Here is a 14,191-nt window from a genome sequence, read left to right as displayed (position 1 = left end):
TCGGAGGCGCGCATGCCACTGCTTCTTGGTATCGACAGTGGGTTGACGGTCACAAAGGCCGTCCTCTTTGACGAGACCGGGCAGGAGGTGGCCGTGGCGCGCCGCCGGTTGCCCCAGTCGATCCCGGAAGCTCACCATGTCGAACGGGACATGGTGGGCCTGTGGTCCGCCACCTGCGACGCGATTGCCGAGGCGCTGGATGCCTGCGGTCGTCCCGCCTCAGACGTCATCGGCATCGCGGCCACGGCACATGGCGACGGGCTATACCTGCTGGACCGGAGCGCGCAACCGCTCGGTCCTGGCATCCTGTCGCTCGACAGTCGGGCACAGGGCGTCGTGGACCGGTGGCAGGCAGACGGCCTGTTCCACGACGCCCTCGACCTGACAGGTCAGGTGCCCCATGCCAGCGCACCCTCGGCAATCCTGGCCCATATCCGGGACACCGACCCGGACCGCTTTGCCGCCATCGGCCATGTGCTGTCGTGCAAGGACTGGCTGCGCACCTGCCTGACCGGAACGATTGGCACGGATAGGACCGAAGCCAGCACGGCGTTCACCGACGTAGAAACCCAGAACTATACGCAGGCCGCGCTGGCGCTTTATGGCCTTGCCGAGTTGACGCACGCCCTGCCCGCCATGGCCGATTCCGACGCCTTTGTGGGACATGTGACCAAGGCGGCGGCCGCGCGCACCGGGCTTGTCGCGGGCACTCCGGTCATGGCCGGGTTGCATGACGTCACAGCCAGCGGCCTCGGCATCGGAGGGCAGCGCGCGGGAGCCGTCGATGTCGTCGCGGGCACCTACTCCATCAATGAAATGGTCACCGACGCACCAACACGTGGCGCGGCCTGGTTTTGTCGCAACGGCATCCGCGCGGGCCAGTGGAACGCCATGTCCATCTCGCCAACCTCAACCACGAACTACGACTGGTTCATCGGGACGTTCTGTCAGGGGGAGCCATCACCGGGGCTGCATGACCGGCTGGCCAAAGACCTCTCCCGCGCGCTTGACCGCCCGTCGTCTGTCCTGTTCCATCCCTATCTCTTTGGGTCGCCGTTCGGGGCGGGGGCCAGCGGGTCGCTGACCGGCTTACAAGGCTGGCACGACCGCTCCGACGTTCTTCGCGCCGTGCTGGAGGGTATCGCCTTCACACACCGCCACCACATTGATGCCCTGCGCGGCGTCGGTCCGTTCGACCTGATGCGCCTGACCGGGGGCGTATCTCGCAATCCACGGTTTGCGCAGTTGATGGCCGATGTCACCGGCCTTCGCGTTGTGGTCAGCGCAACGGGTGAAGCAGCTGCATGGGGCGCAGCACTCTGCGCAGGCTCCGGGGCCGGCCTGTGGTCCACGCCCTTCGACGACCCGCGCGACCTCCCTGCCCTTTCGCGCGCGTTCGAACCGGATCCGTCCCGTGTCGCGCGCAACGAATACCGCTACGCCACCTTTTGCGGGGTCGCCGATGCCCTCGCCCCCATCTGGCCCGACCTGCAAAGGTTGGGGGCCGCACCATGACCCAACCGCAGGACGTCGACGTCGTCATTCTGGGCGGTGGCATCAACGGCGCGGGCCTGTTCCGCGATCTGTGCGAACAGGGGATAAAGACCCTTTTGGTCGAGAAGACTGACTATGGCTCCGGCACCTCCGCCGCACCAAGCCGGTTGATCCACGGGGGCATCAAGTATCTTGAAACCGGCGAATTCAGCCTGGTCGCGCAATCCACGCAGGAGCGGAACCTACTGCTGCGCAACGCGCCGCACCTGGTGCATCCGCTGCCTACCGTAGTTCCCATCTTTAGCTGGACCAAGGGGGTCGGGGCCGCGTTGCGTACGCTTGTGGGATCGACCCGCGCGCCAAGGTCGCGCGGCGCGATCATCATAAAGCTGGGCCTGATGATGTACGACTTCTACAGCCGCAAAACCCGTGTCATGCCCAACCATCGCCTGTGGAAACGGGCCGAAGCCCTGCGCAAGCTGCCATCGCTCACCCCACGCATCGTGGCCGCCGGCACCTATTACGACGCGACCGTCACGGCCCCCGAACGGCTGGTGTGGGAACTGGTGGCTGACGGGCTGCGCGCCAACCCCGAGGCGGTCGCCCTGAACGCCACCACGCTGGTCGGGCAAGAGGGCGGCGTCTTGCACATGACTGACCACACGGGCACCGCGCACCACATCCGTCCGCGGATAACCGTGAACGCCGCCGGGCCCTGGATCGACCGGGTGAACGCCACGTTGGGCACCCCGTCGCAGTTCATCGGCGGCACCAAGGGCAGCCATATCCTGCTGGATCACCCCGCGTTGATCAGGGAACTCGACGGACGGATGATCTATTTCGAGGCCGACGACGGGCGCATCTGTCTGGTGTTCGACTACCTTGGCCGCGCGCTGGTCGGGTCAACCGACATCAAGGCCGACGATCCCGACGACGTGCGCTGCGAAGATGCCGAAATCGGCTATTTCCTGGACAGCCTGCGCGCCCTGTTGCCCGGCCTGACGTTCGACCGCGATCAGATCGTCTATGCCTATTCCGGCATCCGCCCCCTGCCCCGGTCCGACGGCACGGCGGCGGGCCTGATTTCCCGCGATCATTCCGTGCCGGTAATTGATGGCGACCCCAGCCGGCCCTTCCCGATCCTGTCGCTGGTGGGCGGCAAGTGGACCACATTCCGGGGTTTCGCCGAGGAGGTGGCCGACGATATCCTGCAAAGGCTGGACCGCCCACGCCGCATCTCGACCCGCGCGCTGCCGATCGGCGGCGGGCGCGACTGCCCCAAGGGCCCTGAGGCCGACGCATGGGTCGCGAACATGGCACATTCCACCGATCTGACGCCTGACCGCTGCCGGGTTCTGCTGGATCGCTACGGGTCGACGGCCGAGGCTATTGCCGAATACGAGGCACTCGGCCCGGCAACGCCGCTGATCGGAGACCCGGATACAACAACCGCCGAGATCGAATGGATTGCCCGGAACGAAGCGGTCACCGCGCTTGAGGATGTCCTGCTACGCCGGACCACGCTTGCGGTCACAGGGCGGCTGACGTCCGACGACATTGAAACAATCGCCGGTATTGTCGGCGCAGTGCTCGGCTGGGACGCCGGTGAGACGGCGGGTCAGACCGCCGGGGCGGAACAGGTGCTGCGCGACCGAAATCTCATGCGCCTCTAGAGTTCGAGGTCCGCGATGGCGAGAACGGCCGCCGCAGCCTCCCGCCCCTTGCCAACAAAATGCGCGCCAAAAAAGGCCTCGTGCGAGGCCGTTTCCTGAAACTGGTGCGGCGTCAGGCTGACCGAGAAGGTCGGCACGCCCGTTGTCATCTGCGCATCCATAAGGCCTGTCACGACCGCCTGCGCCACGAAGTCGTGCCGGTAGATCCCACCGTCCACGACCAAAGCGGCCCCGACGATCGCGTCAAACCGGCCCGTCTCGCCCAGTCGTTTGGCCAGCAGGGGCATCTCGAAGGCCCCCGGAACATCGTAAACCTTCACCGCAACGTCGCGTCCGCTCTCGGCCATGGCGGCCATGAACCCCTCGTGCGCGCGGTCCACGATATCTGCGTGCCAGCGGGCGCGAATGAAGGCGATGGTCAGGTCGGTCACGGCAGCGGGCTCCGGCGTTGGGCTCAAGAAAATGGCCCAGCCCCTGTGAAGGCCGGGCCGCAAATCGTCAAGCGGTGGGATCAGGTGGCGGCGTACTTCCCGTCCAGCGCGTCGATGGCCGCCACATTGCCCGCGCTTGGACCGTTGCTGTCGAAGGAGCGTGTCAGGAAGGCCTCGGCGATTTCCTTCGCCAGTTCCGCCCCAACCACGCGCGCGCCCATAGTGATAACCTGCGCATTGTTGGATGTCGCCGCCTTGCCCGCGGAATAGGTGTCGTGGGCCTGTGCCGCGCGAATGCCCGGCACCTTGTTGGCCGATAGGCATACTCCGATCCCGGTGCCGCAAAACAGAAGCGCGCGATCGAAGGTACCGTCGAGGATTTGCTGGCAGACCCGGTCGGCGAGGTTGGCATAATACTCCGACGTGCCGTCCGGGGGCGAGCTGAGGTCCGTCACGTCATAGGTTTTACCCAGATGGTCGACCAATGCGTCAGCCAGAGGTTTTCCGGCACTGTCGCCGGCGATCGCGATTTTCATCTTGGTCTCCTCTCAGATGTGGTCGGCGCAGCGGTCCAGGATGTCGAGGTATCCTCCGACGTCCCAGGCCGAACGCCCGATGAACAGCCCGTCGATATGCGGGCATTGGATCAGATCGGTACAATTTTCGGGGTTCACGCTGCCGCCATAGAGGCAGGGTATTTTTCGCCCCAGCATCTTCGTCGCAACGGCGGCGATTTCGGCCTGACGCGCGTCGGCATAATCTGGCGTTGCGGGCGTGCCACCGGTGCCGATGGCCCAGACCGGCTCATACGCAAGCAGGATCGGGGCCGCCTTCTGGTCTTCCGATAGTCGCGCCAAGGCCGTTCGCACCTGGCCCGAGAGCACTTCGGCGGCGCGCCCCGCGTCCTTGTCGGCACCGCTTTCCCCGATGCAGATCAGCGGGGTCAGCCCATGACGCACAGCCGCCTGCACCTTGCGGCCCACGGTCTCGTCGGTTTCGCCGAAATGCGCGCGACGCTCGGAATGGCCCAGCTCGACGATATCCAGCCCACAGTCCGTAAGCATCATCGGGGAAATTTCGCCCGTCCAGGCCCCCGCATCGTCCCAATGCATGTTCTGCGCGCCCACCAGCACGTCCGTCCCGGCCAGCGCGACCTTGACCTGCCGAACTGCGGTGAACGGTGGAATTACGAAACGCTGCGCCCCATCGGGGGCAACTGCCGCCTTGAGGCCACCGGCAAAGCCAATCGCCTCGCCCAGTGTCTTGTTCATTTTCCAACTGGTCCCGATCCAGGCCTTAGGATTGCTTGTCATGTCTCGCTCTCCTCGGGGAAATGCACTTCGACGCCCTGCGCACGCAGATCGGACGCCGTTCGCGGATCAAGGTCACGCGTGGTGACGATCCCGTCGAAGACATCCAGGTCGGTCATGTAGTGCAAAGCGGGCCGCCCGAACTTGCGATGATCGACCATCAGGTATTTTCGCGCCGCAGACGAGATCATGCGGCGCTTGACCTCCAGTACCTCCTGATCCTGGTGAAACGCGCTGGTGCCCTGGATGGCCGAGGTCGACAGGAACGCCATGTCGACCCGCAGGTTCGACAGCGCCTGCAACGTGAGAACACCGAAGAACCCATTGAACTTTCGTGAATAAGTTCCCCCAAGCGCGATCAGATCGATTCCAGAAACCTGTGCCGCCGTTTCGATTACTGCCTGATTGTTGGTGATTACCGTCAGCGGCCGCTTGTCTAATAAATGGGGCATCAGCATCTGCGACGTGGAGCCGTCGTCAATGATAATGCTGGTTCCGGGGGTCAGGAACATTGCCGCGCGTTCGGCGATAAGACGCTTCTCATCGGTGGCGAGGCGCGCGCGATATCGAAAGTCGCTCTCGAACTGTCCGGACGCCTCGATCGTGGCCCCGCCGCGCACCTTGCGCAGAAGACCCTCCTCCTCCAGCTCGTCCAGATCCCGGTGGACCGTCATGCGCGACACGCCGAACCGCTGCGCCAAGTCTTCCAATGTCGCCGAGCCGACGTCGACAAGCAATTCGATGATGTCGTGGCGGCGGTCTTCCGGCTTCACTTGTTATCCTTTCGGGACTCTCCCGGCCCACTGTGTTATTTGTAATCGACTGCGTGAGATATTCAACATGACATTTGTGACATTGTGACATGATGTTGTGATTTTTCGCTGGTGATCGTAACAGGTAATGCCCCCGGTCACCGGACCGCAGCCAAGGATACGTGATGACCGATTGCATGACTCTGCCCGGCGACACACCCACGCACGCGATCCCGACCCTGAACGATTGGGCCGCCGCGCAACCTTCAGACCCCGCGCTTGCCCAGATCGTCAGCGCCATCGCCGCCGCCGCGCTTCCGCTAGCCGGGCGGCTGGCGCTGTCGGGCCTTCCGGGCGACCCGGCGGCCGTCGTGGGCACGAACGACAGCGGTGACCGGCAGAAGGCATTGGACATGGCCGCGCACGACCACATCCTCGCGGCGCTGCGCGACTGCGCGATCGCGACCCTCGTGTCCGAGGAAGCAGTAGAGCCGATCCGGATGACCGAAGGGGCAGCCTACGATCTTGCCATCGACCCAATCGACGGCTCTGGCAGCATCGGCATAGGTGCGCCCCTTGGCCTGCTGTTCGCGATCTTTCCCGCCGCCGCCGACCAACGCCGCAAGGGCACCGAAATCGTCGCGGCGGGCTACATCAACTTCGGGCACAGTATCGACATGGGACTATCGTTGGGCCGGGGCGTGACGATCTTCACGCTGGACCCGCGCGACCAGAGCTGGCGCGTCGCGCGCGAAAACGTCACCGTGCCACAAACGACCAAGCTTATCGCCTTCAACGCTTCGAACATGCGCAACATGTCGAAAGGCCTTCAAAGCTACCTGACCCATACGCAGCTTGGCGAAGACGGGCCGCGCGGGTCGAACACGAACATGCGCTGGATCGCCGCCGCCGTGGGCGACCTCCATCGGATCCTGATGCAGGGCGGCGTGTTCCTCTATCCTGCCGACACGCGGCCGGGATACGCCGACGGGCACTTGCGCCTGCTCTATGAAGCCTTCCCGGCCGCCTTCCTGATGGCACAGGCTGGCGGGGCAGCGACGGACGGGACGCGACCGATCCTCGACCTGACGCCGGACGACATCCACGCCAAAACGCCGCTTATCTTCGGCTCGGCCCAGGAGGTCGCCCGCATTGAAACCTATCTAGGGGAGTCCTGATGCGCGCACCCCCCGCGATCCTGATCCTGGCCGCAGGATCCTCCTCCCGGATGCGCGGCACCGACAAGTTGCTTGTGGAGATCGACGGGACGCCGCTGATCCTGCGCGCGACGCGGGCGGCACTTGGCGTGACAGGCGATGTCATACTTGCCCTGCCCCCGAATTCCGATCGACGGGCGTGGCTGGGCGACACGGCCGCCCGCATCGTCGAGGTACCGGATCGCGCGATGTCCGCATCTATCCGGGCGGGCGTCGCGGCCTGTGACGCTGAGGCTGTCCTGATCCACCTCGCCGACATGCCCGAGATCGACGCACGCGCCCTGGCCAAACTCTCCACCGCGTGGATGGAAGGCAGCGCGCCGATCCTCCGGGCCACCGATGCGGACGGCACGGCCGGACAGCCGGTCATCTTTCACCGCGACCTGTTCCCCGAGCTGTTGGCCCTGACCGGCGATATCGGCGCGCGCGACATCATTGCCCGGCACGATGTGGAAAACTGCCCCCTACCGGGCAAGGCCGCGACGACCGACCTTGACACGCCCGAGGCCTGGGCCGCGTGGCTAGCGGCACGCGGGGCCTGACTGCGCGCGGCCAACCCCGCCCGGCGCGGACTTTCTGCCGACGACGCGCGGCACGCCCGTTACGCTGTTGACCGAAACAGATTCGACTTGCACGGTTAAAACACCCGTTTCAACCCATCCCGGAGAATGCCATGCGCCGTACCATTCCGACTCTTGCCATCGTCGCAACCGTGACCGTCTCGGTGGCATTTGCCGCCAGCCACGCCGAAACCCCGCGAGAGGTCAAAGCCCGCCAGGGCCTGATGAACATCATCTCGATCAACTTCGGCACAATCGGAGACATGGTGCGCGGCAAAGACGACTATGACGCCGCCACCGCGCAGGCTGCCGCCGACAGTCTGGTCGGCGTGGGCATGATCCAGCACGACAACCTTTGGCCAGAACCGACACTTGGCATCGACGGCAGTCGCGCCCTGACCGAGATCGGCGAGGATCGCGCTGGCTTCCTTGCTATCTGGGATCGTTTCGACACCGCCGCCGCCGGTCTTCAGGCGGTTGCCGGGGGCGGTATCGAAGGACTTGGCGGTGCCGTCGGAGAACTTGGCCAGGTCTGTAAGGCCTGCCACGATGATTACCGCCTGACGCGTTGACCCCGGATGCGGCGGTTCGCGATCATTATCGGACTGCTTGGGGCAATTTCTCTCCCCGCCGGCCTTTGGCTGACGGCCCCGACCCGCATTTCCGAAGATGTTTTCGCCGCTCTCACCGGCGATGCGATCGCTGGTGAGACGGTGTTCCATGCAGCCGGTTGCGCCGCGTGCCATGCCGCACCGGGGGCGGAGGGCGAAGCCCGTCTGATCCTGTCGGGCGGGCAGCGTTTCGTGACGGACTTCGGAACCTTCCTGGCACCCAATGTCTCGCCGCATCCAACCGCAGGCATCGGGGCCTGGACGATGCAGGACTTCGCCAATGCAACACAGCGTGGTGTTTCGCCGGACGGGGCGCACTACTACCCCGTTTTCCCCTATGCCGCGTACACGCTGGCCGACCCGCAGGACATCGCTGACCTCTGGGCCTACTGGCAGAGCCTTCCGCCGTCCGACGCCGCAAGCGCGTCGCACGACCTGGGCTTTCCCTTTGCCATCCGGCGCGGGCTCGGCCTGTGGAAAGCGCTCTATATGCCGAATGCGTTTTCACCGGCCATCGAGGGCGATTCCGAGGTGTTGCGCGGCCAATACCTTGTTCAGGCGCTCGGCCATTGCGCCGAATGCCATACGCCACGCGACGCGCTCGGCGGATTGGATCGGGACCGGTGGCTGGCCGGGGCCCCGAATCCGTCGGGCAAGGGCACCATCCCCGCGCTCACGCCGGATCGAATGACATGGTCCGCCCAAGAAATCGCCGCCTACCTGACTGACGGCTTCACGCCCGATTACGATAGCACGGGCGGGTCCATGGTGGAGGTCATAGCCAATACCGCGCAATTGGCCGAAACGGACCGCGCAGCCATTGCCGCCTACCTCAAGGCGCTGCCAAGCCCGAAATCGGCGCAGCCCTGATTTCCTGACAACACCTTTGACTCCTGAATGATTGCATGCGCTACGCGCCAATCCCGGAGACCGGGATCATTTGATTTTTCAGTATTCAGCCGGAGAGCGTGCTTCTTTCTGTTAATGTTTGGGTGCGACACATCCGATGTAAACCGGAGACAGAGATGCATCAGAAGAAAGTCGACACCAAGAGCGCGATCGCCGTGAACGGCACCACTTTGGAAGACACGATCGACCGTGCGCTCGCGGCCGTGCGCGAACACCTCGATATGCCGATCTCCTACCTGTCTGAGTTCGTCGGCGAGGAGACGATCTTCCGGCACGTCAGCGCCCCCGGCCTTGAAGATCTGATCCGCCCCGGGGCCAGCCGCTCCTTGGACGAGGTGTATTGCCGCCTCATCCTAAGCGGTGAACTGCCCGAACTGATTGCGGATACCTCCACCATTCCACTGGCGCGCGACATGCCGATCACCCAAATCGCCCCGATCGGCAGTCACGTCAGCATGCCCATCCATCGGGAGGATGGGTCGGTCTACGGCATGTTCTGCTGCCTCTCCCCCACCCCCAAGCCCAGCCTGAACGACCGGGACCTGAAGGTCATGCGCCTGTTTGCCAATCTTGCGGCCGAGCAGGTACGCGCAAGACTGGTCGCGGACGGGGACACATCGGCCGCCGCCGCGCGGATCGCCGCGGCGCTGCGCGACCGGGCGTTCGACATCGCCTATCAGCCGATCTACCGCCTCACGGATGGCGCGCTTTCCAGTTTCGAGGCGTTGGCACGCTTTCGGTCCGACCCCTACCGCACGCCCGACAAGTGGTTTGCCGACGCGGAGACTGCGGGCCGGCTTGCCGAGGCGGAGACCTGCGCCGTCGAAGCGGCATTGACAAGGCTTAAGGATTTGCCCCCGAACCTGCGCATGTCGGTCAATGCCTCGCCCGATACTGTCGCAAGCGGCCGGCTTCTGCCTCTCTTTGGAGCAGCAGGCGGTCATCGCTTGACCCTGGAAGTCACGGAGCATCAATCTTCCAGCGATTTCGCCGCCCTCGCCCGCGCCGTCGCAAATGTACGGGCAACCGGTGCACTCATCGCGATCGACGACGTCGGTGCGGGCTACGCCGGCTTGCAGCAAATCCTGAAACTACGCCCGGATATCCTCAAGCTCGACATGTCGCTTGTCCGCAACCTCGATCTTGACCCGGCGCGACGATCTCTCGCCGCCGCGCTTGTTCATTTCGCATCCGAGACCAATTCGCGCCTGACCGCAGAAGGTATCGAACGCCCGGAAGAGCGGGACATGTTGCGCCAGCTAGGAATCGACTACGGCCAAGGATATCTGCTCGGATATCCCGGAGAAATTTCGTCTGCCGCCGCCAGGATCGCCGTCTGATCCGTTCTGCCTTCACCCTTGGCCGAGCTTTTTCATCCGCGCGTCCCGAAGACGGGCGAAATCGTCGCCCGCGTGGTACGATGACCGGGTCAGCGGCGTGGCGGAGACCATAAGGAAGCCCTTGCCGTAGGCCGACTTCTCGTAGGCCGAGAACTCTTCGGGCGTCACGAAACGGTCAACCGCATGATGCTTGGGCGTCGGTTGCAGGTACTGCCCGATCGTCAGGAAATCGATGTCGGCGGCCCGCATGTCATCCATGACCTGCACGACCGATTGCCGGTTCTCTCCAAGACCCACCATGATGCCAGACTTGGTGAACATCGTCGGGTCCAGCTCCTTTACCCGTTGCAGCAGTCGCAGCGAATGGAAGTACCGCGCGCCGGGCCGCACTTCGGGGTACAGGCCCGGCACGGTTTCCAGATTGTGATTGAACACGTCCGGCCGGGCCGCGACGACGACTTCCAGCGCTTCGGGCGCGCATTTAATGAAGTCGGGCGTCAGGATCTCGATCGTGGTGTCGGGGGATCGTTTGCGGATGGCGCGGATCGTCTGGGCGAAATGCTCTGCACCGCCGTCCTCTACATCGTCGCGATCGACCGACGTGATGACCACGTGGTTCAGCCCCAGCTTTTGAACCGCGTCCGCCACGCGCCCCGGCTCGAACACATCGAGCGCTTCTGGTGGCTTGCCGGTGGCGATGTTGCAGAAGGTGCACGCACGGGTGCAAACCTCGCCCATGATCATCATCGTGGCATGCCCCTGCGACCAGCATTCGCCGACGTTGGGACAGCCCGCCTCCTCGCACACGGTGACCAGTTTGTGGTCGCGCATGATCTTGGCCGTCTGCTTGTAGCCTTCGCCGACCGGGGCCTTCACCCGGATCCACGACGGTTTTTTCGGCTGCGGGTTATCTGGGCGCCGCGCCTTTTCGGGATGGCGTTCAGCGGGGATTTTTAGGTCGCGCATGTCTTTGCCTCCGAAGGCTGTTTCCCACGATGTAAGCGATATGCATTGGCAGCGCCAGTGGCGCGGGGCCGCAGGGGGCTATGCGCAGGATGCAAACCAAAACTGGATTTGCCCGGCACTCGCGATAGGTTGGAAGCATGATATTGCGTATCTCCCTTTGTCTCTGCACCCTGCCTTGGCCCGCCCTAGCCTGGACCTTTTCGCCTGTGCCGATCTGCACGATGGAGCAGATACGGGGCAAGTCGACAATTCAGGTGACATTCGACCCGGATAGCCAGATCTATTCGCTGCACATCGACCGCGCCGCAGGTTGGCGCGCGTTCCCGGTTTTCGTGCTGCAGTTCAACGGCCCTGTCCCGCTGACCATTTCGACCACCCGACACCGAATCGAGGGTACGCGCCTGACCGTCACGGATCGCGGGTTCGGCAACGTCCTGGCAGGGCTGGAGTCGAACCAGACCGCAACTGCGATCCTCGGGCAGACGTCCCTTGCCATCGATCTGTCGAAGGCAGCAGCAAAGGTGGAAGCGTTCCGCGCCTGCCCGTCGCGGCCAAGTGTCTGATGTATCACCCCTAGCGCCGGGTGAACCCCCAAAGGCACATCAACTCCATCACCACATGCGCGCCCGCGATCGCCGTAGCCCCGGTGGTGTCATAGGGTGGCGAGACTTCGACCACATCGCCGCCGATCATGTTGATACCCGCAAGATCCCGCAGGATGGCCGCCGCCTGCCCGCTGGACAAACCGCCCCAGACCGGCGTGCCAGTGCCGGGCGCAAAGGCCGGATCCAGCGCATCAATGTCGAAGGTCACATATGTCGGACGGTCGCCGACGATTGCCTTGATCCGCCGCGCCACTTCGCCCGGGGCGGCTTCGTGCACGGCGCGCGCGTCGATCGTGGTCACGCCCAGCGTGTCGGGATTTACCGTGCGGATGCCGACCTGAACGCTTGTCGTGGGGTCGATGATCCCCGTCTTCACCGCCTTGTAGAACATCGTGCCGTGATCCACGCGGCTCATGTCGTCATCAGGCCAGGTATCGGAATGGGCGTCGAACTGGATCAGCGAGAGGGGGCCGTATTTCTCGGCGTGGGCCTGAAGGATCGGAAAGCTGATGTAGTGGTCGCCCCCCATCGCGATGCAACCCGCCCCCTGCCCAAGGATGCCCGCGATATGCGCCTTGAGCGCAGCTGGAAAATCCGAGACCTTGGCATAGTCGAACCCCACGTCGCCGTAATCCGCGATGGCGAAGGCATCGAGGGGCGAGAAATCCCAGTAATATGGCGGATCGAAGACTTGCAGGCTGCTCGCCTCCCGGATGGCGCGAGGACCGAAGCGGGTGCCGGGGCGGTGTGTCACCGCCTGATCGAACGGCACGCCCGTGATAGCTAGGTCAAAACCCGCCAGGTCCTTGGTGTATTGGCGCCGAAACGCCGAGGTTGCGCCGCCAAAGGCGTTCTCGAAGTTCAATCCCCGCGGATCGCTTCGCGTTACCGCCCCGTCCACCTGATCGCGCGCATCCTGTAGTGCCATCTTCGCCTCCGTTGTGTTGCCTGACCTGACCATGATGTCGCGGCGGACGAAAGCCTCTCGACACGGGGCGCGCATGGTTTAGGTGACGCATAATGCCAGATACACAGCTCCGCTCCGATTTCGTCCACGCCATGAGCCGCGCCGCCGCGACGGTCAGCGTCGTGACCACCGACGGCCCAGCCGGGCGCGCAGGCGTGACCGTGTCCGCCATGACCAGCGTATCCGCCGACGGCGACACGCCCACGATCCTGATCTGCGTAAACAAGGGGGCTTCGGCCGCTGACCCGATCCTGGCCAACGGGCGGTTCGCCGTGAACGTGTTGACCAGCGAGCAGCAAAAGGTGGCCGACATCTTCGCCGGTCGCGTTGGTGCGCCGGGGGACGACAAGTTCGCCGTGGGCCAGTGGCGCGGCCTCGTGACAGGCGCGCCGGTACTGGACGCGCTGGCAAGCTTCGATTGCGAGGTTCAGTCAACAAGTCTGGTGGGCACGCACCACGTCATCATCGGCTCGGTCCGGGCGGTTCAGGTCTCGGAGGAAGGCGCGCCGCTGATCTACGGCATGCGATCCTACCTCAAGACCCATCCCGCCTGAACAAGCCGTCCCTGCCACAAGCGGTTGGCGGACTACGGGAAGTCAGGTCCGCACTGCGTGCCACCCCAGCCTGATCCGGCTGATCGCAGGATTTATCTGCGGCGTCTGGCCGGGATGGGCGGCAAAGGCGCGTAATTCTGCCCGTGTATCGCTCAGCACCAGAAGGACCGCGCGCGCGGGTTTTTCGACCTTTGACTGGGCAAAGCGATCCAGGGCGTCCAGTGCCGCTTTCGCCAACCCGGATATTACGTCGTGCGGCTCTCCGGGGGGCAGCGGTTGGCGACCTTTTTCGACAAGACCGGGCACGGCCTTCAACCAGGCGGCCATACCGTAAGCCAGCCCGGCATCCCTGATCGCGGGCGCATCCGCCGCTCCGGCCAAGCGGGCAGCGGTCCACAGCAAGGTGCCCGCCGTGCGGTCCAGATAGCGGGTCAGGTCATCGACGGACGCGGGGGGGCGACCTTCGATATCTTTGCGCCGCGCGTCTATCAGACCATCCAGATCTCGCGCCGCTCGCGGGTCCAGCGCTTGTGCGAGCGGTGTGACAACCTCATGACGCCGCACGTTGCCGCCGCCCGCAATCTCGCCCAGCGCATCGCGCCACCACTGCAGACGCATCTCCGCGATCAGCGGCTCTTTCGTGACCCACGGTGCGCGAGCTACTTCCAGATTGAATGCGTAAAGCGGGAAAAGCATCCGGCGCAGCCCGACGGGTGCCGCCATGACGGCGCGAAACCGGTCCGGGTCGCCGCGCTGGACCAGTCCGGCACAGGCGGAAATCTGTTCGTCAATATCCATGATC

General features: G+C 64.5%; 16 protein-coding genes. 9 read left to right on the top strand and 7 right to left on the bottom strand.

Annotated features, from left to right (window positions below):
* The first annotated feature begins 12 nt into the window (after nt 1-12).
* Both BLV27_RS07040 and BLV27_RS07035 read left to right on the top strand, forming a co-directional pair.
* Nucleotides 13-1,515 (top strand): FGGY-family carbohydrate kinase, encoded by a 1,503-nt coding sequence (locus BLV27_RS07040; protein WP_092644291.1) that lies wholly within the window; start codon nt 13-15, stop codon nt 1,513-1,515.
* A complete protein-coding gene (locus BLV27_RS07035) occupies nt 1,512-3,167 on the top strand; it encodes a glycerol-3-phosphate dehydrogenase/oxidase (RefSeq protein ID WP_092644289.1) in 1,656 nt (551 codons plus the stop codon). The genes BLV27_RS07040 and BLV27_RS07035 overlap by 4 nt, the downstream gene beginning before the upstream one ends.
* Here BLV27_RS07035 and BLV27_RS07030 read toward each other — a convergent pair.
* The 4 genes from BLV27_RS07030 to BLV27_RS07015 form a co-directional block, all read right to left on the bottom strand.
* A complete protein-coding gene (locus BLV27_RS07030) occupies nt 3,164-3,598 on the bottom strand; it encodes a 6,7-dimethyl-8-ribityllumazine synthase (RefSeq protein ID WP_092644287.1) in 435 nt (144 codons plus the stop codon). The two genes, BLV27_RS07035 and BLV27_RS07030, sit on opposite strands and share 4 nt — an antisense overlap.
* A gap of 80 nt (nt 3,599-3,678) precedes the next feature.
* Entirely contained in the window at nt 3,679-4,134 is a 456-nt protein-coding gene (gene derI, locus BLV27_RS07025) for a D-erythrulose-4-phosphate isomerase (protein ID WP_092644285.1), read from the bottom strand.
* A 12-nt stretch (nt 4,135-4,146) separates the two neighbouring features.
* A complete protein-coding gene (locus BLV27_RS07020; protein ID WP_092644283.1) occupies nt 4,147-4,911 on the bottom strand; it encodes a triose-phosphate isomerase in 765 nt (254 codons plus the stop codon).
* A complete protein-coding gene (locus BLV27_RS07015) occupies nt 4,908-5,681 on the bottom strand; it encodes a DeoR/GlpR family DNA-binding transcription regulator (RefSeq protein ID WP_092644281.1) in 774 nt (257 codons plus the stop codon). Before BLV27_RS07015 ends, BLV27_RS07020 begins: the two co-directional genes overlap by 4 nt.
* Before the next feature lie 164 nt (nt 5,682-5,845).
* Here BLV27_RS07015 and BLV27_RS07010 point away from each other — a divergent pair, with 164 nt between their 5' ends.
* The 5 genes from BLV27_RS07010 to BLV27_RS06990 all read left to right on the top strand — a co-directional run bounded on the left by BLV27_RS07010 (nt 5,846) and on the right by BLV27_RS06990 (nt 10,297).
* Nucleotides 5,846-6,838: a class 1 fructose-bisphosphatase gene (locus tag BLV27_RS07010; RefSeq protein ID WP_244504575.1), complete on the top strand. Its 993-nt coding sequence runs from the start codon at nt 5,846-5,848 to the stop codon at nt 6,836-6,838.
* Nucleotides 6,838-7,419, top strand: a complete 582-nt coding sequence (locus tag BLV27_RS07005; RefSeq protein WP_092644279.1) for a nucleotidyltransferase family protein — start codon at nt 6,838-6,840, stop codon at nt 7,417-7,419. Before BLV27_RS07010 ends, BLV27_RS07005 begins: the two co-directional genes overlap by 1 nt.
* Nucleotides 7,420-7,550: 131 nt before the next feature.
* Nucleotides 7,551-8,009, top strand: coding sequence for a c-type cytochrome (locus BLV27_RS07000; RefSeq protein WP_092644277.1), 459 nt, complete (start codon nt 7,551-7,553; stop codon nt 8,007-8,009).
* A gap of 6 nt (nt 8,010-8,015) precedes the next feature.
* Nucleotides 8,016-8,918: a c-type cytochrome gene (locus tag BLV27_RS06995; protein ID WP_092644275.1), complete on the top strand. Its 903-nt coding sequence runs from the start codon at nt 8,016-8,018 to the stop codon at nt 8,916-8,918.
* A gap of 155 nt (nt 8,919-9,073) precedes the next feature.
* On the top strand, nt 9,074-10,297 hold the full coding sequence (locus BLV27_RS06990) for a sensor domain-containing phosphodiesterase (protein WP_092644273.1): 1,224 nt from the start codon (nt 9,074-9,076) through the stop codon (nt 10,295-10,297).
* Between the two features lie 12 nt (nt 10,298-10,309).
* On the opposite strand, the gene lipA is transcribed toward BLV27_RS06990, so the two are convergent.
* Entirely contained in the window at nt 10,310-11,263 is a 954-nt protein-coding gene (gene lipA, locus BLV27_RS06985; protein ID WP_092644271.1) for a lipoyl synthase, read from the bottom strand.
* Nucleotides 11,264-11,406: 143 nt separating this feature from the next.
* On the opposite strand from lipA, the gene BLV27_RS06980 reads away from it, so the two are divergent.
* Nucleotides 11,407-11,826: a hypothetical protein gene (locus BLV27_RS06980; protein ID WP_211605488.1), complete on the top strand. Its 420-nt coding sequence runs from the start codon at nt 11,407-11,409 to the stop codon at nt 11,824-11,826.
* Between the two features lie 10 nt (nt 11,827-11,836).
* Here the strand turns inward: BLV27_RS06980 and speB are convergent, their stop codons facing one another.
* Complete coding sequence (speB, locus tag BLV27_RS06975) at nt 11,837-12,796, bottom strand: agmatinase (protein ID WP_092644267.1); 960 nt, start codon at nt 12,794-12,796, stop codon at nt 11,837-11,839.
* A 92-nt stretch (nt 12,797-12,888) separates the two neighbouring features.
* Between speB and BLV27_RS06970 the strand changes: the two genes are divergently transcribed.
* On the top strand, nt 12,889-13,389 hold the full coding sequence (locus BLV27_RS06970) for a flavin reductase family protein (protein WP_092644265.1): 501 nt from the start codon (nt 12,889-12,891) through the stop codon (nt 13,387-13,389).
* Between the two features lie 42 nt (nt 13,390-13,431).
* Here BLV27_RS06970 and BLV27_RS06965 read toward each other — a convergent pair whose 3' ends face one another.
* On the bottom strand, nt 13,432-14,187 hold the full coding sequence (locus tag BLV27_RS06965) for a squalene/phytoene synthase family protein (RefSeq protein ID WP_092644263.1): 756 nt from the start codon (nt 14,185-14,187) through the stop codon (nt 13,432-13,434).
* Between the last annotated feature and the right edge of the window lie 4 nt (nt 14,188-14,191).

The organism is Jannaschia faecimaris, from assembly GCF_900107415.1.
In the GTDB taxonomy this organism is placed as follows: domain Bacteria; phylum Pseudomonadota; class Alphaproteobacteria; order Rhodobacterales; family Rhodobacteraceae; genus Jannaschia; species Jannaschia faecimaris.
This window is presented reverse-complemented; position numbering and strand designations above follow the sequence as displayed.

Coding starts and splice junctions, on each gene's coding strand:
- BLV27_RS07040 (WP_092644291.1), top strand. CDS start 13: ATGCCACTGCTTCTTGGTATCGACAGTGGGTTGACGGTCACAAAGGCC.
- BLV27_RS07035 (WP_092644289.1), top strand. CDS start 1,512: ATGACCCAACCGCAGGACGTCGACGTCGTCATTCTGGGCGGTGGCATC.
- derI (WP_092644285.1), bottom strand. CDS start 4,134: ATGAAAATCGCGATCGCCGGCGACAGTGCCGGAAAACCTCTGGCTGAC.
- BLV27_RS07020 (WP_092644283.1), bottom strand. CDS start 4,911: ATGACAAGCAATCCTAAGGCCTGGATCGGGACCAGTTGGAAAATGAAC.
- BLV27_RS07010 (WP_244504575.1), top strand. CDS start 5,846: ATGACCGATTGCATGACTCTGCCCGGCGACACACCCACGCACGCGATC.
- BLV27_RS07005 (WP_092644279.1), top strand. CDS start 6,838: ATGCGCGCACCCCCCGCGATCCTGATCCTGGCCGCAGGATCCTCCTCC.
- BLV27_RS07000 (WP_092644277.1), top strand. CDS start 7,551: ATGCGCCGTACCATTCCGACTCTTGCCATCGTCGCAACCGTGACCGTC.
- BLV27_RS06995 (WP_092644275.1), top strand. CDS start 8,016: ATGCGGCGGTTCGCGATCATTATCGGACTGCTTGGGGCAATTTCTCTC.
- BLV27_RS06990 (WP_092644273.1), top strand. CDS start 9,074: ATGCATCAGAAGAAAGTCGACACCAAGAGCGCGATCGCCGTGAACGGC.
- lipA (WP_092644271.1), bottom strand. CDS start 11,263: ATGCGCGACCTAAAAATCCCCGCTGAACGCCATCCCGAAAAGGCGCGG.
- speB (WP_092644267.1), bottom strand. CDS start 12,796: ATGGCACTACAGGATGCGCGCGATCAGGTGGACGGGGCGGTAACGCGA.
- BLV27_RS06970 (WP_092644265.1), top strand. CDS start 12,889: ATGCCAGATACACAGCTCCGCTCCGATTTCGTCCACGCCATGAGCCGC.
- BLV27_RS06965 (WP_092644263.1), bottom strand. CDS start 14,187: ATGGATATTGACGAACAGATTTCCGCCTGTGCCGGACTGGTCCAGCGC.